Here is a 24,094-nt window from a genome sequence, read left to right on the forward strand (position 1 = left end):
CAACCCACCCGACCATCCAGAGGAGGACGCTCAGTAAATACCGCGCAACGGTGCCTCATTCAGGTTGACAGGTTCCGCTACGCGCCGAGTCTTCTGTCGAAGAAGGCATGGCTGACGACCGCGCCGACCGATGTCCCTCTGAGTGAAGAAACCGGCGGCGCCATCCATCACTTCTTGTTGCCCTCCCACGGCTGGGGCGCCGTGATCGACACTCCTGAAGCCAAGACCTATGCGCCGGACAAGCGCGAGGAATTGCGGCTGTGGCGCAACGGTATTCGCGGTAACCCCAGCGCGGCGATCAAGAAACGACTGGCCGCTCTCGCCGAGCGTGTCGAGACGTTGTGGAGATTCACACTTCGCAGGCTGGCGATCGCGGAGTCCGAGATCCGTCGTGACATCGAACTTTGGGGTCGTGAAAGCCTTCAGTCTTTTGATGCTGCGGTGACACGGGAGCAGATCGAGGAAGTGCTGCATGACGAGAACGGCGCCTACCGGCGACTGCGCCGCGTGATGGACGCCTGGTGCGCGATGTGGTCGTGGCCGTTGACTACCGACATCGAACCGCCGGATTGGGACCAGTGGGTTGGTGGTTTGGAAGCCATTCTCGGTATCCTGCCGAAGGCCGGCAAGTTCGAAAAGTACGGCCAGACCAGTCTCGCGGGCGACCTCAACTGGGAAGAACTCGACCTCGCTGAGGACATCGATCGTACGTTTGCACAAGCACTTTCAATCGACAAAGCGCTCGATGGATTCCCTTGGCTGACGGTAGCGCAAACCATTGGTGAGGGGCAGGGGTTCTTCCATTGGGAACTCGACTTTGCGCCGGTCTTCGCCCGCGGAGGCTTTGACTTACAGGTAGGAAACCCGCCGTGGGTGAGGCCCGACTGGGATGAGTCGAGTGCGTTGGCCGAGTTCGATCCATGGTGGCAACTAGTCGACAAAGCGTCGGAGGACCTTAGGAATCGCAAGCGCCTAGACGCTTTTGAGCGACGGGATGTGCTGGCAGAAATCTTGAACCAGCGGACAGATCAGGTCGGAGTTAATGCGCATCTGGCGTCAGGTGTCGACCGGCCGGTACTCACAGGCCTGCAACCCGACTTGTACCGGTGCTTCATGGAGCGAGTCTGGCGCTCGATGACCGATGCAGGGATCAGCGGGCTGATCCACCCGGAAAGCCATTTCACAGAGCTCCGTGCGAAATACCTTCGACGCCAGACATATCGAAGGCTCCGTCGACATGTTCAGTTCAAGAACAATGCATACATCTTTCGCGAAATTAGCGACAAACGAGACTTCGGTGTTCACATATATGGATGTACGCAAACCGAAGTGAGCTTCCTTCAGGCTGGCTGGATATATCACCCAGACGTGCTTGAGCGATCGATTCACCACGACGGCTCCGGCCAAGCGCCCGGTGTGCGCGATGCGGATGATAACTGGGATATGCGTCCGCACCGCGAGCGGATCGTGCGGGTAGATCGGTCCGTACTGGAGAATTGGGCCGCTCTAATCGACGAGCCGGGAACGCCGCCAGACGAAGCACGGATGTTATACCCCGTGAATCGCGCAAGCGCCCAGGTGCTGGACAAGGTGGCTACGGCCCCTCGCCTCGGAGATATCGGATTTGAATGGACTAGGGGTTGGGAAGAGCCGCGTGATCGTGAACTCGGCTACTTCAAGTACTCGTCAGCGACCCCACCACGGTGGGAAGAGGTTATTCTGCAAGGACCCCACTTCTCTGTTGCCAATCCGCTCTACCAACAGCCAAACGAGAATCCAAGAAGTCGTCAGGATACGACGACAATCGACCTTGAGTCGATCCCAGAAGACTTCAAACCAAGATCGAGCTACCAGATCGCCAAGCCCTACAGTGAATACATTCAGGCGTATCCAAAATGGCATGGTGAGCCAAGTGCATCGTATTTTCGGCTCGCGTGGCGAAGGATGGCGGATCCATCGACCGTTCGTACCCTTCACTCGGCGGTGTTCCCACCGGGCCCGTGCTTCGTTGTAACTGTTCTCTCCGCCGACCTACCAACCAAGAGCGATTTGGTCGTTGCGAACGGCTTTTGGTCGTCGCTGCCAGTCGATTTCCTGGTGAAGGCCGCCAGTGTGTCGGAATTGAAGCACGGAGTTGTACGACGGTTCCCTCACGTACGTAATCATGCCCTCGAAGCTCAGCTAATCGTCCGCACTCTCCGCCTGAACTGCCTCATCCAACCGTACGCTCCGCTTTGGGAGGAGCTGTATACCTCCGTCTGGCAGCAGGATTCGTGGGTTCCTCACGTGGGCGTGGACTACTCGTGCCGTGCGCGACTGGGTAAGGTCGGACCGGAGTGGGAGTGGGCGACGGCCCTTCGCCGCGCCGCCGACCGTCGTCAAGCGTTAATCGAAATCGATGCCATCGTCGCAATCATGCTTGGAATCACCGCGGCGGAGTTGCGCACGATTTACCGCACTCAGTTCCCCGTTCTGCAGAAATATGAACGTGAAGCGTTGTACGACGCGAACGGCCGTCAACTGCCGTCGAAGCTTGCGTCCGAGTACCGCAGGAAGCGAGCTGTCGAGGGCGATGAGTTGACTGTCGACGGAGTTACCTACGTCGAGCCATTCATCGGCGTCGACCGCGAACGCGATATGGAATTGGCCCACAAGCACTTTAGCGATATTGCACTCGCATGACCGGAACGCAACAAACCGTAGACCCGGCTAAGCTCGGTGAACTGGTCAACGCCGTCGTCGCGCTCGGTCCGCAGCCGCGCGAACGACGTTGGGGCAGCTTGAGCCTGTGCATCGTCGATGCGGTGTGGAGCATCGGTGCCCATTATGACAACGTCGTGGTTCCGCTGGTCCGCAATCTTGCGAGAAAGTTTGGTGTCGAGCAACCCACCATCTCGCTGGACCAGCCGATCGACGTTGACCCGTTGCCGCTTACCCGCTTGGCTGACGTCACTGTCGGCGAGTTGATACGGCTTACCAATGGGCAGAACACGTCAACCAGAGGCGGAATTCGCAAAGCCGACGCAGTACTCCGTCACCTCCATGCTTTCCGCGCGCACGGCGTCAACGAGATAGCTGATGCGATCGTACTTTTCGGTGACGAGGAGCGGTTCGCCGCCGTGAACGCGGATCTGCGGAGAATCCCCGGAGAGGGTGCCCATGCGGTGCGGCGCAACTACCTATGGATGCTCATCGGCCAGGACGACTTGATCAAGCCCGACCGAATGGTCCTGCGCTGGTTCGAGCATCACGGAGTTGTCGTCGATCCGATCCGCGCCCGCCATCTGATCGACGCGCTGGTTCCCGCCGTTAGTGTCGAACTGAAACGACCCATCACTGCATGGGAGATCGATCACGCACCGTGGAACGCCGGACGAGGTATGTAATCGATGGGCGCACTCCTTCCCACCCTGCAGGCCGAACATCTCCGTGAAGGCCTTACCGACTACCTCGCAACAACATTCGCGTTGACCGACCCCGACGCGCAATCGGCGCTGACCGACTTCGTCGGCGATCCCGACACCGGAATGTTCAAGGGTCCGTATGTCAGGCTGCGGCTGCCGTTCGCACCGGCCGAAGACGACTGGGCAGAGCACCTCGACTGGTGGCCGCAAGATTTCACGCCCTACGGACACCAGGCCCGCGCATTTGCGCAATTGTCGACCAAGCAGGGCGACCGCCCGCAACCCACGCTCGTGACCACTGGCACCGGGTCCGGTAAGACGGAGGCGTTCCTCTACCCGATCCTCGACCACGTTCTGCGGGCCAGGAAGTCTGGCGTCACCGGAATGAAGGCGCTTGTCCTCTACCCGATGAACGCGCTTGCCAACGACCAAGCGGAGCGGCTGGCCAAGCTCATCGCCGGCGACCCGGCATTGGCCGCTGTCACTGCCGGTTTGTACACCGGTGAGCAGGCCAGCGGTGGACGCACGAGAGTGTCGGCGGACGGGCTGATCACCGACCGCGCGCTCATGCACGACGCGCCCCCGGACATCTTGCTCACCAACTACAAGATGCTCGACCACATGCTGCTGCATCCGGGCCGCGCCGACATGTGGCGACTGTCCGCAGAATCGTTGCGATATCTGGTGCTCGACGAATTCCACACCTACGACGGAGCGCAGGGCACCGACGTCGCCATGCTGCTGCGCCGTCTTGGCATCACACTGAAGAGCTACTGGACCGACACATCGCGGATCACCGACGCAGACCGCGCCCGCCCGCTCGGCCGGATCACCCCGGTCGCGACATCAGCGACACTCGGCTCGCGTGCCGCGCCGACAGCGATGCGCGAGTTCGCGCACACCGTGTTTGGAGAGGTGTTCCCCTCCGAAGCGGTCATCGAGGAAACCCGACTCACCCCCGATCAATGGCGCAATTCGCGGCTCGGGGACTGTGACCATGAGTGGACACCCGTCGAACCGGGACTACCAGATGCGCTGGAACGGATCGTCAACGCGACCGTCTCCGCTCCAAACAACCAGGCCATTGCCGCTGCGGTGTTCGCCGAACTCTTCGAGAAGCGTCCTCAATCTGAACTCTTCGGAAAGCCCGCTCAGTCTGAGCTCTTCGAGAAACCCACCCAATCCGAGCTCTTTCAGAAGTCCGTACATGCAGGAGGAACCGCCGGCGGCCCGGAACTCAACATTGCCGACATGCTCGACCAACTCAAGCGGCATCGGTTCGTCCAGGCCGTACTGGAGGGCTCCATCCACGCCGTGTCGCTCTCCGATCTCGCAGACCGAGTGTTTCCGGCAGTGGCCGTCGACCGCGATGCCGCCCGCACCCACGCCACACGGATCCGCTTCCTAGAGTTCGTATTTGCAATGCTGTCGCACGTCCGCGCCGAGGCCGGCCGCGCGGCATTGGGTGTCGACGTGCACCTGTGGATCCGAGAGCTCAGCCGCGTCGACAGGGCAGTGCGCGCCGCCACCGAATACCGCTGGTCGGACGACGGCGCGCTGGCCGACGATCAGGAGCTGTATCTACCCGCGGTGTATTGCCGACACTGCGGGCGCTCCGGTTGGGGAGCGCGGCTCGCGCCGACTGGCACTGCTCTCGATGTAACCGATGAGGCGATCCGCGCCGACCACGCCGCAGGCGCATCCCGCTTCCGCGCGCTGATCTCCGCACCGGCCGAGGCGCAGGTATCCGGCGGCGTTGATGGGTTGCGTTGGTTCCACCTCGATCATCGCGAATTGCAGGACATCACACCGGATCCCGAAAGCGCAGACATCGTCGACGGACGTTTACTGCCCGTGCTCACCTTGATCGGTCCCGACGCCGACGAGCAGTCGAAAGACGACGTGTGCCCAGCCTGCGGCGCCGCCGATGGGATTCGGTTTCTCGGTAGTGCAGTGGCGACCCAATTATCGGTGACACTGTCGAACCTCTTCGGAAACGAGAAGCTCGATGCCGCTGAGAAGAAGGCGCTGATGTTCACCGACAGCGTGCAGGACGCTGCACACCGTGCCGGCTTCGTACAGGCCCGCTCGCATAGCCTCACGCTGCGCACTGCGCTACGCAGTGCACTTGGCGATGGCGAACTCGACCTCGACGAGCTGAGTCAGGCTGTGATCGCCCGCGCCGGCACCGACCCGATGCTCCGGTATCAACTGCTGCCACCCGACATCGTTGACCGCGACGAGTTCGTCGCCTTCTGGAAGGCGGACGCCCATTCCAACTCACGGCGGGCCGCGGAGAACAAGGCCAAGAAGCGACTGCGATTTGACATCGATCTCGAGTTCGGACTGCAGTCTCGCACTGGTCGCACTCTAGAACTCACCGGCAGCGTCGCCGCCGAGGTCTATTTGGGTGCGCCGCAGAAGGCGCGGATTCTCGGACGCCGCGCAATCGAGCGCGCCGACGCCACGCAGCTTCCGCTGGGCGGCGTGTCCGACCACGCCTTGGCACATTGGGTCCGCGGCACGGCGGAACGAGTGCGCACGCGGGGTGGCATTCACCACGAGTGGCTGCGGCGATATGTGGAGAAGAACGCTAACCGTTACCACATCTGGGGAGGTCGGCCGCGCGGACAAGGCATGCCTGCGTTCCCGAAAGGCCGGCCCGCACCGGCGTTTCCCGCTCTCAAGACGGGAACCGGTCCGCTGCCGGAGGGCTTTGACCCGATCACCGCGCCTTCGTCGTGGTACGCGCGGTGGACTTCGCGTTGCCTGGATGTCAGTCCTCAGGACGGAACCTTTCTCGCCAAGGCACTGTTTGTCGAACTCGCTGAGCAGATGCTGCTGTCGACCCGCGCCACCGAAACCGGTTCCACGGTATACGGTTTAGAACCCGGCACGGTGCACGTCAGCGCGCCGACCGTCGAGGGGCTGCTCGACAAGCGACACCTGCTGGCGTGTGACGTTTGCCAGACTCCCGTACCGGGCAGCGTGACTACTGTTGACGAGCTCGACGGTGCTCCCTGCATCCTCATCCGCTGTCCAGGTTGGTTACATCGAACTCCCAAGGCGGATAACTTTTATCGCCGGCTATATGACTCGACCGAGATGAAGCGCGTTGTGGCGCGCGAGCACACCAGTCTTCTTCCTACGACGACGCGACTCAAGTACGAGACGGCGTTCAAGAGCGGTGGCTCTGACCCGCAGGCGCCTAACGTGCTGGTCGCCACGCCCACGCTGGAAATGGGCATCGACATCGGCGACCTTTCGACCGTGATGCTCGGATCGCTGCCCCGATCGGTGTCCTCTTACCTGCAGCGTGTCGGCCGCGCCGGGCGACTTACCGGCAACTCGCTAATCCTGGCCTACGTCCGCGGCCGCGGCGAACATCTCCCGAAACTGTTCGAACCGCTGTCGGTTATCGAAGGCGAAGTGCGACCACCCGCGACGTTCCTCAGCGCCGAGGAAATTCTCCAGCGTCAATACGTCGCTCATATCGTCGATCAGTTCGCTCGCGACCCTCAGCAAGAACGCCCCACCGACGCGCGTTCAGTTCTCGGCGACGACGCCGAGGGCGGCTGGTTGTCGCGCCTGCTGGAGACCGCAGCGTCCGATAGCGACCAGCTGCTCGACCGCTTCCTCGGCCAGTTCGGCGAGCATCTCAGCGTGGATTCGATTGCCAGTCTTCGAGCTTGGGCCAGCGCTCCCCCGGAGGGCGGACCGAGTGGTCTCACGCAACGGTTGATGACCGCCTGTTACCAATGGCGGGCGGACCTCGACGAACTCACCACTCGGCGGGCCGCCGTCGACGCCGAACTGCCGGAGTTCGAACGCCGCGCCACGTCGCCCGCGGCGACCGACGACGACCGGCGTGCCTACAAGATCGCCAAGGGATCACTCAAACTGCTTAATGCGCAAATTAACTCGTTGACTCGCGACTACTGGATTTCGGTGCTTGAGCGGTACGGCGTACTGCCCAATTACACGCTGCTCGACGACGCGGTAACTCTCGACGTCGGGGTCACGTGGATCGATCCCGATAGCAACGAGTACATGGGTGAGGAACTCAGCTATCAACGGGGGTCCCGCGTAGCGCTCACCGAACTCGCCCCGGGGGCGACGTTCTACGCGCAGGGTCTTGCGGTGACCATCGATGCCGTCGATCTGGGCACTGGAGAGTGCAACATCCACTTGTGGCAGGTGTGTCCGCAATGCGGTTGGGTGGGCGCCGGCGTTCCGGCCGCGAGTTGTCCGCGGTGTCATAGCGTCGCCATCGGTGACGTCAATCAGCACCTACCGGTGGTCGAGATGACAAGGGTGTCCGCCGAGGTTCGCCGTGATGAGGCCACCATCAACGACATTCGTGACAGTCGCAAGCGCGAACCATTCACCGTTGTCACTGCCGCCGACGTCGATCCCTCGCAGGTGGGTCGAACCTGGTTCCGATCAGGATCGGCATTCGGCGCGGAGTATTTGCGCCGCTTGGATATTCGATGGATTAACCTGGGCAAGCGAACCTCTAAGGGAAAGAAAAGGCTGATCGCCGGGCAAGAGTCGGCTAGCGGCCTCTTTCGGGTGTGCGCGGCATGCGGACAACTTGACGCGACGTCCGGCCGCAATAGCCGCTACGAACACCGCACCTGGTGTCGGCTGCGCGACTCGCCTACTGAGGACGTCCGCGACATCGCCCTCGCGCGTCGGCTGCGCACGCAGGGTGTGCTACTGCACCTGCCGCCGCAGATGGAGTATGACAACTTCGCTCACCCCAGCTTCGCCGCTGCAATCTTGCTTGGTCTACGCCAAGTAATCGGTGGATCGCCCGAACACCTCGACGTCGCTACTATCAGTGACGCGCTATGGGCTCCGGACCGTCGTGCGCTTCTTATTCACGACACTGTTCCGGGCGGCACCGGCTACCTAGCCGAGTTCTCCGACCACACCAAGGTTTTTGACGTGCTCGCCGCTGCGCGGCAGATCGTGCGCGAATGCCCATGCCGCGATGAGGATCGACTGGCCTGTCACCGTTGTCTGCTCCCGTTTGCCGCGCCCTACGACATGGATAAGGTGTCTCGGCTAACGGCGCTGAAGCTCCTCGACGAGATCCTGGACGTCGGCTCCCACTCGACTCCCGACCTCGAGGACTGGACTGCCGAAGTCACCGAGAAGGCGCCACCGCCCACGCCCCTCGGCGACGAGTCATTCCTTGAGCGCGATTTCTACAGTGCGTTCATCGCTCGGCTCAAACTGATGGGCGCCGCTGTCGTCGAAAAGCCGGGCACTTACGGACCGTCGGCAACCATCACGCTGCAGGGTACCTCGCCGCGCAAATGGTCACTGCGACCGCAGATTTCGCTCGACTTCGTCAAACCCGACTTTGTCCTCCAGACCGCCGATCCCGAGATTCCGCGAATCGCTATCTTTGCTGACGGGCGGGCATTCCACGCTGGGACCGGCGACCGCAACCGCGTCGCCGACGATGCTGACAAGCGGGCCGCGCTTCGTAAGGCTGGTTATTTGGTGTGGTCGTTCGGACATGACGATCTTCAGCGCTTCAAATCGGGCGACGGGGTCGATCCGGATTGGTTCGACCAGAAAGCCGCCAGCATCGTCACGAGCCGGTTCCACGTTTCACCCGGACTCGTGCGCCTCCTATCGAAGGATCCAGTGACGCAGCTGCTCGAGTTCGTCGTCAACCCAGATACCGAATCCTGGCAGCACTTCGGTGACTGGATGCCGTATCTCTTTGTGCGCAACGACAACCGGGCTCACTCTGATTCCAATGATGTAGCGGTGGCCGCGTTGGCGGTGCTAAATGGAACGCTACCGTTTGGCGAGGCTGGATCCGACATGTGCTGGACATACTCCGCTGGCGGCGTCACGGTGACTTCGGGCGTGCACAGCACTACCGAGCCGCCGCGTGCAGTGCTCGCTGTGGACGATCGCGAGGATCACCTCCAATCGCTTGATGGCAAAGCGTGGAAGGAATGGATTCGGCTGTCGAACTGGCTAGGGCTCAGTGGTCGCCACAGCATCACCACCCGCTCACTGCTCTCCGTGGCGCCATCCGCACCCGAAGTAACTGAGTCGGTTGCCCTCGCACCGGAGTGGCAAACCATCCTCGATGAAGCTGTCTCGGACAGCGAGCGAGAGCTCATCACGGCGCTCGCCGATGCCGGGGTGGCGGTTCCGGAGCTGGGCTATGAGACCGAGAGTGGCGACGTCATTGACATGGCATGGGCGGATGCGCGGATCGGCGTGTCCTTCGACTCCGGCGAAGCTCCTCACGGATGGACGCTTTGTCCGGCCAATGTCGAGCATGTCGTCGCGGTGCTGCAATCGAATGGAGTGATGTAAATGGCGAACCTAGTCATTGCGTCGAACAGCAAGGCTATGTCAAAGCTGGATGGCTCGATCAAGAACAAAGTGTATGACTTCTTCGAGAAGCTGAACGCCGATGACACCCAGCCATCGCTACATATTGAACCGATGAAGGCCGCCGTCGATCCACGAGTCCGTACTGGCCGTGTCGATCTGCACTATCGAGCCGTGCTGTTCCGAGTGGACGACAAGTCGAGCGGCCCCACGTACATCTACATGGGGACCTGGGGACACGATGAGGCCATCAAACTCGCTGAGCGAGCGACGCTTCGGGTTAATCCAATTAATGGAACGCTCGAAGGACTGATCAGTGAACCGGCCACCTCGACCGGTGCTGCTACGCCTACGCCACCCCCGAAGCCTGCCCCAGAACTTTCCTACCTCGCAGGCGTAGGGTACACACTTTCGGACCTGACCGAGAGGTTAGGTATCAGTACCGCGGTGGCGGAGCGTGCGATGGCAGCGCCAAGTGAGTCCGCGCTCGTCGATGCTGCCGAAGGCGCATTGGACTGGGAGGGCAGCGCGCTACTTGATCTGGCGACTGGCGTTTCGATCGACACCATTCGCGAGAAGCACGGCTTCACTGACGAACCCGTCGACACGAACCTGGACGAAGACGAACAGATCATCGGGGCGCTGGAGCGGCCAGCATCCAAAATGCAGTTCGCGTATATCGAGGACAACGACGAATTGCGCCGCGTCATCGAAGGCGGTGACTTCGCGGCATGGCGGATATTCCTCCACCCAGAACAAAGGAAGTACGTCGAATCGAACACGAGTGGCGCGTTCAGGCTCTCCGGAGGAGCCGGCACGGGGAAGACAGTCGTGGCGATACACCGCGCGCGGCGGTTGGCCAAGTCAATCCCAGATGCGCGCATCATATTGACGACCTTCAATACCGCACTCGCTGACGGGCTCAAGGCCGATCTGAAAGCCCTCGACCCAGATGTCGTAATCGCCGACAAGCCAGGGGATGTCGGCGTTTACGTCGGGGGTATCGACTCCCTGGCGAAAGCCGTCGTCGACAACAATTGGTCCCACGTTAGTGCTGCATTTCAGCATGTGTTCGGGCGCAGCGGTGTGGTACCGGCACAGCGGACCTCGTCCGACGCCGTTTGGCGTGACGTGACCAACACGGTGAAATCGGGGTTGGACGCCAAGTTGGCGACGCCCGGGTTTTTGGAGAGCGAGTACATTGCCGTGGTTCTCGCAAACCGCATCACCACATTGGAACAGTACGCAAAGATCCCGAGACCGGGTCGCGGAGTGCGGCTGAGCCGCCCACAACGCATCGCGGTATGGAACCTCGTCGAAGCCTACCGTCGACAGAGTGACATGAACGAGACGCTCAGTTTTCCCGAGGTGCTCGCCCTGGCGGCAGAAGCGTTGCGCGTGAGAGCAGAATCGGGCGGCGGCCACATCGCCGATCACTTAATAGTCGATGAGGCCCAGGACCTCCACGCCACTCACTGGGCGCTCCTTCGTGCGCTGGTGTCGGAAGGGCCGAACGACCTCTTCATCGCCGAAGACTCCCACCAACGTATATATGGGAGCCCAATTGTCTTGAGCCGGTTGGGAGTCAAGATCGTCGGTCGATCTCGGCGATTGACTCTGAATTACCGGACTACTGCACAGAACCTGGCGTTTGCAGTAGGGGTCCTGTCCGGAGCGCATTACACAGATCTGGAGCAAGAGAACGAGAAAACGAGTGACTATCGGTCGGCGCGCAGTGGGCCCGAGCCGGAGTTGATCGCGTGCCCCGACCAAACCGCTGAACTCCAAACAGTAGCGGACTTGATTACAAAGTGGCTCGACAAGGAAAGCGTCGTGCCCGAGAGCATTGCGGTGCTGACCCGAAGCCAGGAGGAGCGGGATCGATTCATTCGAGGACTGGGAGAGCGCGGTGTTCAAGTCCGAGCTCTCGACCGGTCCGCGGCCGTCCCAGGCCAGCCGCTGGTGATGACGATGCATCGGGCTAAGGGGATGGAGTTTTCGCGCGTGATCCTGTCTGGGGCCGATGACAAGCACGTCCCGTCGCCGGCGGCGTTACGCAACATCCCCGACGAGGAACGCGCCGAGGCCCTGTTGCGGGAACGTTCTCTGCTTTATGTCGCTAGTAGCCGAGCACGTGATGCGCTAGTGGTGACTTGGAGCGGGCAGCGGTCGGAGCTGCTCGGGTCGAACGCTTAGACGCCGGCAGATCTACGAGGAGATCAATGGACACACAGGTACGAACACCCCAGCTGGTCTTCATGCAACCACAGCGGCTGATCGTTCCGCTGTTCCAGCGACCCTATGTGTGGAACCTGGAGAATCAGTGGGAACCGTTGTGGCGCGATGTTGTTCGCGTCGCGGACCGCCTGCTCGTTGAACCTCATGTCAAGCAACAGCCGCACTTCCTTGGTGCAGTCGTTCTGCAACAGCTTCAGAATCCAATCGGCTCGCTTCAGGCCCGTACCGTGATCGACGGTCAGCAACGCTTAACGACTTTGCAATTGCTGCTCGACGCGCTGCACGCTGAGATCCACGCAGCGGGAGTAGAGCAGCCCGCGAAGCGGCTTGAGGCGCTCGTTCGTAATCCGGATGCGTTCTGCGACCACCACGAGGATCAATTTAAAGTGTGGCCGACGAATCGGGATCGGGCCGCATTCAACGACGTGATGGCCGCGACTCCGCCAGTCGCGTACGGATCGTTGGCACATGCGGGTGAGCGGCTGGTCCAAGCCCATCGCTACTTCTCGGAGCAAGCGAGGGAATGGCTGAACTCCGACGGACCAGAGAAAGTCGTTGCAAGGGCTGAGAAGCTCGAGCATGTGGTACGCGAGCTCCTGCAACTCGTTGTCATCGACCTCACCGCAGAAGAGAACGCCCAGGAGATCTTTGAGACTCTCAATGCACGCGGTGCCGGCCTCACTGCGGCGGATCTCATAAAAAACTTCGTCTTCCAGCGGTTGATGGAGCAAGATGTCGACGTCGAAGCCGCGTACGAAAAGTACTGGAAAGATTTTGAAACGGGTTTCTGGGAGGTCGAAGTCAGCTTCGGCCGGCTGCGATACTCACGTTCGTCAATTTTCTTGAACCACTGGTTGATCGCGCGTACGGGCGAAGAAACCGTTGCGCGAGAAGTGTTCACCCGGTTTAAGCGATACGCAGACTTCGACGCCGGCACCTCGATGCTTGAATTAGTAACACAGATCGCTCGGGCTAGTAAAGTCTATCGGGCATTCATCGAAGGTGTGACTGCCAACAATCCCGTTGACCGACTTCAGCTCTTCGCTTACCGCTCGAACACACTGGAGAGCGAAGTCTTCAAGCCAGTGGTCTTGTGGTTGTTTGATGCCGAGATGGACCCTGTGCCGTCGGATCAGGTCACGAAGGCGCTCGACGTGCTCGAAAGTTGGCTAGTCAGAAGAATGTTGGTGAGAGCGACAACGAAAGCCTACAACCAAGTTGCTGCCGAGTTGGTCACCCAGCTTCAGAATGGCGATCGTGAGAACGCGGGGGATGTCGTCGAGCAGTTCTTCACGGGCCAGAACGTCGAAAGCCGCTATTGGCCAGACGATGACGAGGTCATCAGCGAGCTCAAGAATATGCCGGCCTACCAGAGGATTAGGAATAATCGCCTCCGCATGGTCCTGGAGGCGCAAGAGGATCACAGACGTGGGTGGAAGGGCCCCAATGAAGGGCTCGGCGGTGAACGTGTGGCGCGGGGTATGTACCACATCGAGCATGTAATGCCCCAGAAATGGCAGAAGCATTGGCCGTTGGAGCCAGATGAGGACGAAGCGACGCGTGATCGGCTCGTGCACACTGCTGGGAACCTCACCCTCGTCACTTCAAAACTCAACACCAAGTTGTCGAATGCGCCCTGGGATTCGAAGCGAGTCGCGCTTCAAGAGCATGATGTGCTCAAACTTAACGTCGGCATCCTTCTGGATGCAGGCGCAGAGTGGAGCGTGCAGAAGATCCGCGCGCGTACTGCCGATATGGCTCAAGCGATCGTCGAGATATGGCCTGTGCCAGAGGGACACAAGTCGAGCTACGGCAAGACCGCGGAGCAACCGAAGCGGCGCGTGACCGTCGCGGATTTGATTGGTGCCGGGTTGATTGAGCCTGGCTCGAAGATTTTTGCGCGCCGAAAGGCGCACAGCGGTCGAACAGCTGTCATTCTTCCCGATGGCCGTATTGATGTCGATGGCCACCTGTTTGAGACGCCGTCCGGTGCGGCTCGTTGGATCAGTGGTAAGAGTGAAAACGGTTGGTGGTTCTTCAATGTGGGACAGACCGACAACCGCGCGCTCGCAGAGGTGTTTAACGAGTACCTGGAGCAGACGTCAGAAGAGATTGATGACGAAGCTGCTGAGCAGGAAATCGCCGACAACACAGACGGACAACTCGAAGGCAGCGATGATGACGCCTGACGCGGCATTGACTCCGCGCGGCACTCAGTTTGACGACGAGCTCTACATGAGGATCGTGCAGTCGGTCGCGGAGGGTGACGAGTTACGCACGCTGGGATATGGACGGCCGAACAAAATTGTTTCAATTGATAGAGCGGGTATCCGCGTCGCAACTCTGCAGTCCGAAGGCCGAGGCGCTCCCCCGGAACTGGTTCCAGCATGGATGATCATCCGAGCGTGGGCCCACCTGACGTCCAACGGTGTTCTTACGCAGGAGGGGCTCAAGCACCAGTTAGACGTGTACCGGTCGGCGTTCGTATGCGCACTGCTCGCGACCTTCGCTGATGTTGCAGTGGAGTCGAAGCGTCCCGCCAAGTTGCGGCTCAAGTGAAAGCCCACCACGCTATGCGGCGTCTGCGGTCAATGCTGTGCTCGCTCTCGCGATTCGATGGGACCCTAGGGGAGCCGTATTCCTGGGAACGCCTCGACCATAACGGTAATCAGTTTCTCGGCGGTCGCCTGATCGAGTTCGATTATCTGACTGGGTTTTGGCGCCAATTTGCGGAGGTCTGACCCCAATGTCGCCAACCGGAGCAGCTTGTCGCCGCGATCCGAAAATACTGTGGTGTAGAGACAGTCGACCTCGGTGCGTGGCGGTCGTGCAGGCTGCGTGTCAGGCTTCAATGAACGAATTAGCGCCATCTTCACACTGTAAGCGGTGCCGAGTCGTGTTTCGCAATAGCCGCTAGTCGGCTAATTGCACGTGTGACGTAGCCCATCAGCGGCCTTACGACCGACACCCCTCAGGACGATGCCTCGACAGCCGGGAATACAATGACTGAACCGTCTGCTTTTCGTTCAATATCGATTTCGACGTCGCCCTGATGATCGTGAGCATCGACTTCGTTTCCGAAGGCACGAAGTCGATATGCCGCTCGGAGGAGGTCATCGACCTCGCGCGGCATGAAGACGGCGCTCCTGATCCCGCCGTACCGCTTCAGCTCGATCTCTGCTAAACCACGCAACACGTTGACTATCCCGGACTCCAAGTCGTTAACGCGCCGCTCGTCGTCCTTCAAGGTCTGAATGAACGTTTTGAACGGGTGGTTAGCGCCCTCGAGCTGTGCATGTTCGACGGCTTGCAGCACGAGCACACGCCGCTTGAGCGCTATAGCAAGGTTGGCAAGTTCCACGTGAGCGCGGAATTCCCCGCCGTCGTCCTCGATGACACCGGGAAATGACTTGAGTATTGTGGCGAGCTCAACAGGTCCGCGGATGTCGGTCAGCGCACGTTGCCATTTGCTCACCCGGCGAGCTGCGCGCTCAATTGCAACATTGATCGCATAGACCGCGGAGTCGAGCCCCAACGCAGCACCCACTCGGCCCTGATCGAGTAAGACGGCTGTCGCCTTCTGGATGGCGTCGCGGCAGCCGTCGAGTTGGTTACGTTCATCTTCCAGCTTGTCTTCGTGCAGTTTCTCGAGCAAGTCGGTAATGCGTTCCATTGCCTGCTCACGCTTGTGATCGGCGTATGCACTGACGCCAAGGGCGACTGCCATCAGTACGAGTGGGGCTGCAACTGTAAGCGCCGCGGTGCCTGCCGCGACCCCGCCAACCGCACCGGCCGCCCCTGTCGCTGCGCCGGCGGCTGCCGCCTGACCGGTGACGGGTACGAAACTCGATTGCGCGACTATCCCGCTCGAGTTGACTAGCGAACTGCGCACACCGCCGGCGGCAGCTTTCGAAGCCATCGGGCGAACCAAGCCGTTGCCGACCTGCGCCGCGACCTTTGCGGGCACCACCATTCGATACAAGACTTCGCCGGAGCCAGCAGCGTTCGCTGCCGAGGGGGCCGATTTCGCCGTCTGAGTCACGAGTTGAGAAAGGTTCTGGGCCAATGGACTCGCGGCCTGGAGCGCGATGCCGTTGCCGTGAGGGCGCTTGTTGGTGATCGGGTGTGCCTCCAACGTCGCGATCGGAGAGTCTGCGAGCGCGACTAACACTTTGCGCAAATCGGCGAGGCGTTCGGACGTCATGGCCCCGTCGCCGATAACGTCCGGGATGGCGACGTCCTCGGTAGCAAGCATCCACACGGGCGCGGGTACGCTATTTTCATCGGTCACTTCTTCGACCCTCCTCATCGCTCTGGGGCATACCCTATTGAAGTTGGCCGACAAACCTGGGGAGCGTAGCGAACGGCGGAGACAGTTTCGATGAAACCGCACCCGCGTGGTCCAGATAGCTTCTTGGGGAATTTGGCTCGTCTACACCCTCACGCCGGACCGGTATAGCCGTTCCCACGTGCCCAGGCGACAACCAAGGACTTGGTGTCCGGACACAAGTTGTTCACGGCCGCGGTCAGGATGATCGCCGCCTCGGTCGGTGCGAAACCCGTCCTGCGTAGCTTGCCGAGCACCAAGGAAGGTGACACGTCGCTTCGGAGGTCGTGGCAGAGCTCCTTTCCGATACCGATCATGTCGGTGATAGACGCATAGCTCACCCCCGAGTTGTCCAGCTCGGAGATGAAGTCGTACTGGTCGGCCCGAGCCGGCCCCGACAACGCCAATGACCCGCATGTTGCGAGCACTCCCGCAATAACCCCACGTCCGCGCATTTTTCCCCCTCGCATTGCGCCGAGGAGCAAAGAATACGATTGGCCACCGACAAGAAAATCCCGACAGCGAAAGGCGCAGGGGTCGGCGAACGAGGAAGTCGAACAGCTGTGCAGGGGTTTGCTGCCGGGACTACACGAATCCTTGATCGACCAGAATCGCGCCCTGCGTCGTGACCACATGTGCCTGTCCCGAACCGCCCACAACGCGGCACCAACTCTTCACATCGAGACGGTTCTGCACCAACGTGATGTCGAAGCCCCCGTACATCCCGGGCACGGGGAACCATATGCGTTGGCCCGGTACCTCATGCAAGATCTCCACGGGAGGGTATCGCAGAACTCGTTGCGGATCGCGGCCGTCATAGAGCACGCCACAGATGCGGCTGTCGATGACTTCGGCGAGGTGCCACTCGAGCGCGCGGACTTCGTATCGCGCCAGAGGGGAAGGCGGTGGCTTGAGATAGCGCGTGCGCAGAATGAGCGATTTGCGCTGTTGTGCGGCAATGTCTTTGGGGTGAACCGCTTTGAGGTCCCGTTCGCACCGGATGTCGTGGGCGGTGCGTCCACGAGCGTCGGTGAGTGACTTCAAGGCGCCACGTTGGATTAGTTCGGCGGCGACTTCGTTGGGTGCGCCGTGCCAAGCGGCTTGGTGCAAGACGGTGAACCAGGTGGTCCCGCCGGGCCGCCACCCATTGATGTCCACGTGTAGTTCGTCGTCGTCGAGCAGTTCGAATACTGTTGCCCAGTCACCTACTTTGGCCGCATCGGCGCATTCATGATTCGCCGACACGTCGTCGTCGAACAACAGGTCAGGGTCGAGTATCCCGCGCCAGACGAAGGGTTCGTCGGCCGGTACGTTCTCTGGCACAGTCATGACGTTCCCTCCTTCCGCGAAGTCATCGAGTATCTGCGAGGCTAAGCCAATTCAAGGATCGGGCAGCCCTGCCCCGCCGAGAAATACTGTGGGTGCAAATCGTCCCGCCCTTTATATAGCTCGCCACGCATAAGCGGGGTTGTCCGCCGGGGCGGTGCGTATGGGCCATGCCGCGCATTTCCGCGTCACCCGGTTCTTCACGTCCACGTGCTGGGTGGAAGTCATCAGCAGCCCCGCCCCGCCTTCAGGTGAGTCGAAAGACCTGACAGCTTCCGCCGCGGACGGCGTTTCATCAAAGTCGGTGAGACAACTGAGCCAGCGAGTTGCGACGACGGTGCTAGTGCGAATCTTGACTACATGTCACCGCTACGTTGTTCAATCGTGGAATGGCGGAAACTGAGTCGACGCGGCTGCGGGCCGCAACCCCGCGCCTGCTCAACGGTGCCGAACGCTGCGTCTACCACACGCTGACCGACCAACTGCAGCCTGACGACGTGGTGATCCCCAACCAGCGCGTCACCGACCATCTCAAAGACCATGAGGTCGACTTCGTCGTCGGCATCGAGGGCGCCGGCATCGTCTGCCTGGAGGTCAAGGGCGGTGAAGTCTGGCATGACGGTGAAGGCTGGTGCCAGATCCGCGGCGCCAAGCAATTCAACATTGAGCCGGTCCGCCAGGCGCGTGAGGCTTGTTACGCGCTGCGCAGCTACGTCGAAAGCGACCCACGCTGGACGCAGGCCCGAATGCGGTGGGACCACGTCGTCGTTCTGCCCAATGTTGAACTACCGGATAATTTTTCACTACCGGAATGCCCCCGCTGGAAGATCATCGACCGCACCGACCTCCCCACGCTCGTCCACAAACTGCGCAATATCCTCATTCGTCAGGAACTCGACCGGCCGCTGCTCACCGAGGACGGGATCGGTCAACTCGGCACCGTGTTGAGCGGCAGGGGATTACCCCAACGCGACGTCGTGGCCCGTGCGCTCGCCAACGAGGACACAGCCGACACCCTCACCGGGCATCAATCGGTCATCCTCGACGCTATCCGCCTCATCAACCGGGTGGAAGTGCGCGGCGGTGCCGGCAGCGGCAAGACCTTCCTGGCCATGGAGCAGGCCCGCCGTCTTGCGCAGCAGGGTCAACGGGTGGCACTCGTGTGTTACTCGCATGGCCTGGCGTCATACCTCGAGCGCGTCAGCGCGGCCTGGCCCCGGCGCCAGAGGCCCGCCTACGTCGGCGAGTTCCACGCGTTGGGGGTGCTGTGGGGCGCACCGGAGGGCCCGGACGAATCGTTGCGCACCGAGCAGACCGTGCAATTCTGGGAACATGACCTGCCGCAGCAGATGGCCGAGCTGGCAGGGCAACTGGCGCCCGGCCACCGCTATGACTCGATTGTGGTCGATGAAGCGCAGGACTTCGCCGACGCCTGGTGGGACCCGTTGCTCGCAGCGCTCAAGGACGAGGAATCAGGCGGACTCTACGTCTTCAGCGACGAGGGGCAGCGGGTTTTCAGCCGGCACGGCTCCCCGCCGGTTCCGCTGGTGCCCTTGATCTTGGACCACAACGTGCGCAACACCAAGCAGATCGCCAACGCGTTTCAACCGCTGGTCGATCACCCGATGCGTTTCCTCGGCGGCGACGGCCCCGCCGTGAAGTTCATTGCCTGCTCGCGCGAAGATGCGATGGATTTCGGCGACGACGAGATCGACCGACTCCTAGACGAAGGATGGCGCCCAGAAGATGTTGCTCTGTTGACCACGGGCAGCCGACACCCCGAGCAGAAAGAGCGACAAGCAGCGGGAAACACCGCCTACTGGGACAGCTTCTGGGATGCAGAGCAGGTGTTCTATGGACATGTGCTGGGCTTCAAGGGACTTGAGCGGCGCGCGATAGTGCTCGTCGTCAATGAGCAGGCGGCGTTCGAGCGCTCGCGGGAGCGGCTCTATGTCGGGCTGTCTCGGGCTCGCGATCAACTTGTGGTGTGTGGGGACCCAGACTTTATCCGCGAAGTAGGCGGCCCGGATCTCGCTCGCAGGCTGCAACTTCCTGCGGAATAGATTCGGCTCTGGCGCCCGGCGTTATGTGGCGGTCTGAAGCGAATCTCGGCGGCCGGCTCAAAGATCCGCATCCCCATCACCTGAGCGATTCAGAGTCCTCAACGTGCTCTGATTCTCCAGAATGTTTGTCCCGCAACGGCTCTGTCAGCAGCGCGCCCAAGCGGACAAGACCGTGGCCGGCGGCCGCGAGGACATGGTTCGTGGTGGTCGCGACCACTCCGATGGTCGCGACGGCGGCGTCGAGCACGCTCGGAATGTGGAAGTCCTCCCAGTCCTCGACCTGGTGATGGCGGGCCTTCGCGAAATTGTCGAGCTCGTCGCGCAGAGCTGAACGCTGGGTGGCCAACTCCCGCACCGAGTTGAAGCGAAAGCCGTCGATGGCCTTGGACTTGCCGAACCGGTCGAGTACTTCCTTTGCCTTCCGGTAAATGTCGACGTCTTCAAGCAGATGATGGTCGACGAGCTCGCGAGCTTCATCGATCGCACGCAGCAACTGCTCGGGTTGCGTCGACGCGACTCGCGCGAGGCTCAGGCGCTGCCATTTGTGCAGCGCTTCTTCTGCGATCACCAGCAGGCTCAACGTGTCACCAAGTCGGTTGTCGTTGATCGCATTTCGCAATTTCTCGGCGCGCTGCTGCACCGGCAAGTCGACATCGAAAGACGCCAGGATGCGGCCGACATGGTTCCGCAGTTGCTCGACGGTGACGTTGAGCGCCGGTCCAAGAGCAGCCACCGAATCCCAATACGCATCGGGTAGTGACCCGTACCTTTCCAATGACGCGACCATCCGCGAAAGGGTCAGGTTATTGCCAAGCACGTCGCCGGCACGCTGTGCCCTGGCGACTTCGAGCACTAATTCGACCTTGTCCTCCACGCGACGGACGGCGTCTTCCACCTGAGCGATCGCGGAAGTCAACGCCAGCTGTACCGCGATCATCTGCGCCGACACCATCGCTTCCGGGCCGAGGCCCGCCGGTCGCCACTGAAGTGGGGCCGGGAGCTGGCCATCGCCACCGGCATTCATCAGCCGGAAAAAGCCGTCGGCGCTGGGAACTAAATTGGCGTTTTTCAACGCGTCCAGGCTTGCGGGCTGCAACTGAACGTACTTGCCGGAGTTAGCGAGGACCGACAACAGCCCAGCGAGTCTGCTCGCCGCGTTCGCGAGTGAGGCGCCGTGAGTCCCAGCGACTCGGATGGCTCGCCCGGCGTTCGCCTGCAGCCGCGTGAGGTAGGACTCGACCGCGGCAGGACCGCCGCCGATCAGCAGGACCTCGTCGTGGAACGCCACCACGACCTCGTCGTCATCGACGCTCCCCGACACGTCGGACATCTCGTATTCGCTCACGGCACCCCCGTCGGCAGGTAAGCGAGCGGGCCGAGAGTTTTGCAGGCGCGCGTCGGCTGACGAGAGCGGACACTACACGCGTGCCGCCATCCGAGAACTCGGGTTTGGCCTCTATTGGGCAGAAGTTCACCCAGGACGAGGAGTAGTCGCAGCCGTCGGCCGGCCGCGGCATAGGCTGTCGCCGTGGTGGAGGCGTTAGACGCGAAGCGGACCCTTGCGAGAATTCTGGCCGATCACGGCCCATTGGACGACGATGGCATCGCGCGACGGCTGCGGGACAGCGGAGTGGCCGATCCGGAAACCGCGATGGACGAAGTTCTCGACGAAATCCATTGTCCAGCAAGGCAGTTGGTCGACGATCGGTGGGTGTGGCTGCCGACTGTGGTCGCCGGGCGGGTGTTCACGCACCGGCTCGGCACAGCCGAGGCGGCCTACGACATACTCACTGTGACCCCAGACCTGGACCCGATCACGGCGCTCTGCGAGTACGAGGAGTATGCTCGGTTCGCCGACGGGTCGCCGGCGCGGGTCGTGCTGGAAGAGTTCGACGACGATCTGCTCGAGCAGCGGGGCATCCCGCCCGAGGTGGTCGACCCGCTCGGGGCGCTGCTCCTGATGCCAGGCACGCTGGAGGCGTTAGGCGTCGCCGAGGGCGATCTGCTCGGGGTGCGGCAGACCGAACTTGGACTCGCGTTCGAGCGGGTCGCAGCGCCTTCGCACACCGCCGTAGGCGCCCGGCTGGCGGCGACGCTCGACGCCGACGAACCGACGTACTTCGATGCGGCTGTATGGACAGCGTGTGTCGAGGACCCGACGGCGTTCACGGAGCCGTTGCCGCCCTTGAGCGAGATCGTCGACGACTACGGTCTGGCGCGTCGCGGCGAGTGGCTTGCTCCTGAGGGCTTCGATTTCGATCATTGGGAGTTCGAGCGCGGGTGCGCGAGGCTGGCAGAGCGACACGACCTCGACCCCGACGACGCGTTCATGCTGTTCACACTGGTCAAGCTGTACGAACAGATCTCGCAGCTGCTGATCGACGCCGCCGACGCGGAGGAGCCGCCGGAGTTGACCCCAGCTCCCGAAGGTGCGACCGAGCCCCACACAACAGAGCCCGAGGACGACCAGTTCCTCGACATCGTCGGTGAGCTGGGGGTCGCGCTCGCCGATCCGGTACTGGCCGAGCTGCTGTTGGCCGAGACGGTCGGCACCGGTCGCGACGGCGCTCCCGCACTGGGCATGTTCGCCCAGGTGCTGGAACCGAAAGTGCCACCCGCGGCACGGATAGCGACTCGCTGGCTGCGCGCGGTGGCGCTGGAGCGGATCGGCGACATCGAGGCGGCCGAACGCGAGTTGCTCGCGGCCGAGTCGATGGATCCGGACTGGCCGCTGCCGCTGCTTGACCTGGCCCGCTTCCCCTCCGATCGCGGCGACGTCGAGCGCGCATTGTCGTTGCTGCGCCGCGCCGACGCCGAGCCGGACCACCCGCTTATGGACTTACTCACGCGCTGCCGCGCCGAGCCGCGCAGCGACGTCGGCCGAAACCAGCTGTGCTGGTGCGGGTCCGGCCGCAAGTACAAGAAATGCCATCTCGGGCGCGAGCAGCTGCCACTGGCCGAGCGGGCGGCGTGGTTGTACGCGAAGGCGGCCCAGCACGCAGAGCTGAACGGCTGGAACGAGCTGTTGATCGAAGCGGCCTTCGAACGCTCCCGCTACGCCGTCGATGATCCCGACGCCCTCGACGAGGCGCTGGACGATCCGCTGGTGCTGGACGCGGTGCTGTTCGAGGGCGGCGCGTTCGCGGAGTTCCTCCAGATACGCGGGTCGCTGCTGCCTGACGACGAGCGGCTGCTGGCGGAGGAGTGGCTACAGGTGGACCGATCGCTGTTCGAGGTCGAGCACGTGCAACCCGGCCAGGGCGTCACCGTCCGCGATGTGCGCACCGGCGACACGCACGAGGTGCGTGAGCGGGCGGCAAGCCGCCAGCTGAAGCCGGGGCAGCTGGTGTGCGCACGTGTGGTGCCTGCCGGGGACACCATGCAGTTCTTCGGCGGGCTGGAACCGGTCGCGCTGCATGAGCGCGACCCGCTGATCGACCTGCTGGACGCGGAGCCGGACGCGGTGACGCTGGTGGCACAGCTGAGCCGCCGGTTCGCGCCGCCGACGCTGGTCAACACCGAGGGCGATCCGCTCGCGATTTGCGAGGCCACTGTGCATGTCGGCGATCCGGCCGGGATCGAGGCTGCGCTCGACGACACTTACGACCGGGTCGACGGCGAGAAGCCGCCGCGGTGGTTCGAGCACGTCACCACCCAAGGCATGCCCCGCATCCGCGCCATCCTGGTACTCGACGGCCACACGCTGCGGGTGGAAGCCGACAGCGAAAAGCGGATGGACCGCGTGCTTGCCACGCTGGAACGGCTCGATCCCGCAATGAACGTGCTCGATGACTCCCGCCGCCCGCTGCGCGACGCCCGCGAGGCCGCCGAGTTGGCCAAGCGGTCACCGCTTACCGGCGAGGACGGGCTCGACCCCGACGACCCCGAGATGGCCGCGCATCTGGGCCAGTTCATCCGCGACTACGAGACCAAGTGGCTCGATGAACCCATCCCGGCGCTCGCCGGCCACACTCCGCGCCAGGCCGCCGATGATCCCACCCGACGCGGCGACCTGATCAAACTCCTGGACACCTTCCCCGCCGGTGAAGCCGCCCGCGGCGGCATGGACGCCGACCGGCTGCGCGCCGCGCTCGGTCTGCGGTAGCTCCGATCCGTGCTCGGCCCCGATCCTCGGCGCCGAACTTAGCTGCGAAGTCGCGAAGCGCGCTATCGAACTCGCCGCAGTGAAACCCCGGATCGGCCAGGCCTGCGAGGAGATCCGCCCGCTACCGCAAGCTCGCCGCCGGATCACACATCCTTTACTACAGGGTCGTGCCCGACGGCGTCGTCGATGTCATGCGCGTACTACACCAGCCCATGGACGTCGACCGCCACCTCGGACCGTGGTGACTTCCCTGATTCCTAAC

General features: G+C 62.2%; 12 protein-coding genes and 1 pseudogene. 9 read left to right on the forward strand and 4 right to left on the reverse strand.

Translation table 11 applies throughout. The features are described from left to right. The 6 genes and pseudogenes from AO501_RS38485 to AO501_RS28105 all read left to right on the forward strand — a co-directional run. A pseudogene (locus AO501_RS38485) lies at positions 1–2,682 on the forward strand (class I SAM-dependent DNA methyltransferase); the annotation flags it as partial. Further along, complete coding sequence (locus AO501_RS28080) at positions 2,679–3,386, forward strand: hypothetical protein (protein ID WP_055580848.1); 708 nt, start codon at positions 2,679–2,681, stop codon at positions 3,384–3,386. The pseudogene AO501_RS38485 and the gene AO501_RS28080, both read left to right, overlap by 4 nt. Positions 3,387–3,389: 3 nt before the next feature. Beyond that, entirely contained in the window at positions 3,390–9,755 is a 6,366-nt protein-coding gene (locus AO501_RS28085; RefSeq protein WP_055580849.1) for a DEAD/DEAH box helicase, read from the forward strand. Beyond that, entirely contained in the window at positions 9,756–11,969 is a 2,214-nt protein-coding gene (locus tag AO501_RS28090; RefSeq protein ID WP_055580850.1) for a 3'-5' exonuclease, read from the forward strand. A 26-nt stretch (positions 11,970–11,995) separates the two neighbouring features. Then, on the forward strand, positions 11,996–14,200 hold the full coding sequence (locus AO501_RS28100) for a GmrSD restriction endonuclease domain-containing protein (RefSeq protein ID WP_063892941.1): 2,205 nt from the start codon (positions 11,996–11,998) through the stop codon (positions 14,198–14,200). After that, entirely contained in the window at positions 14,127–14,570 is a 444-nt protein-coding gene (locus AO501_RS28105) for a hypothetical protein (RefSeq protein WP_231752632.1), read from the forward strand. Before AO501_RS28100 ends, AO501_RS28105 begins: the two co-directional genes overlap by 74 nt. A 412-nt stretch (positions 14,571–14,982) precedes the next feature. Here AO501_RS28105 and AO501_RS28115 read toward each other — a convergent pair whose 3' ends face one another. From AO501_RS28115 to AO501_RS28125, 3 genes are all read right to left on the reverse strand, one after another. Next, the gene (locus AO501_RS28115) at positions 14,983–16,302 is read right to left on the reverse strand and encodes a hypothetical protein (RefSeq protein ID WP_055580854.1); all 1,320 of its coding nucleotides are present in this window, start codon (positions 16,300–16,302) and stop codon (positions 14,983–14,985) included. Between the two features lie 149 nt (positions 16,303–16,451). Then, the gene (locus AO501_RS28120) at positions 16,452–16,793 is read right to left on the reverse strand and encodes a DUF732 domain-containing protein (protein WP_055580855.1); all 342 of its coding nucleotides are present in this window, start codon (positions 16,791–16,793) and stop codon (positions 16,452–16,454) included. A 130-nt stretch (positions 16,794–16,923) separates the two neighbouring features. Continuing rightward, the gene (locus AO501_RS28125) at positions 16,924–17,667 is read right to left on the reverse strand and encodes an ankyrin repeat domain-containing protein (RefSeq protein WP_055580856.1); all 744 of its coding nucleotides are present in this window, start codon (positions 17,665–17,667) and stop codon (positions 16,924–16,926) included. Positions 17,668–18,053: 386 nt separating this feature from the next. Between AO501_RS28125 and AO501_RS28130 the strand changes: the two genes are divergently transcribed. After that, entirely contained in the window at positions 18,054–19,727 is a 1,674-nt protein-coding gene (locus AO501_RS28130) for an ATP-binding domain-containing protein (RefSeq protein WP_055580857.1), read from the forward strand. Between the two features lie 76 nt (positions 19,728–19,803). Here the strand turns inward: AO501_RS28130 and AO501_RS28135 are convergent, their stop codons facing one another. Beyond that, a complete protein-coding gene (locus AO501_RS28135; protein WP_055580864.1) occupies positions 19,804–21,057 on the reverse strand; it encodes a hypothetical protein in 1,254 nt (417 codons plus the stop codon). A gap of 198 nt (positions 21,058–21,255) precedes the next feature. On the opposite strand from AO501_RS28135, the gene AO501_RS28140 reads away from it, so the two are divergent. Continuing rightward, positions 21,256–23,832: an SEC-C domain-containing protein gene (locus tag AO501_RS28140; protein WP_055580858.1), complete on the forward strand. Its 2,577-nt coding sequence runs from the start codon at positions 21,256–21,258 to the stop codon at positions 23,830–23,832. 149 nt (positions 23,833–23,981) lie between these two features. After that, a complete protein-coding gene (locus AO501_RS40860) occupies positions 23,982–24,077 on the forward strand; it encodes a hypothetical protein (RefSeq protein ID WP_231752634.1) in 96 nt (31 codons plus the stop codon). The last annotated feature ends 17 nt before the right edge of the window (positions 24,078–24,094 follow it).

Origin of the sequence: Mycobacterium gordonae (assembly GCF_001417955.2) — a bacterium.
Lineage (GTDB): Bacteria > Actinomycetota > Actinomycetes > Mycobacteriales > Mycobacteriaceae > Mycobacterium > Mycobacterium gordonae_B.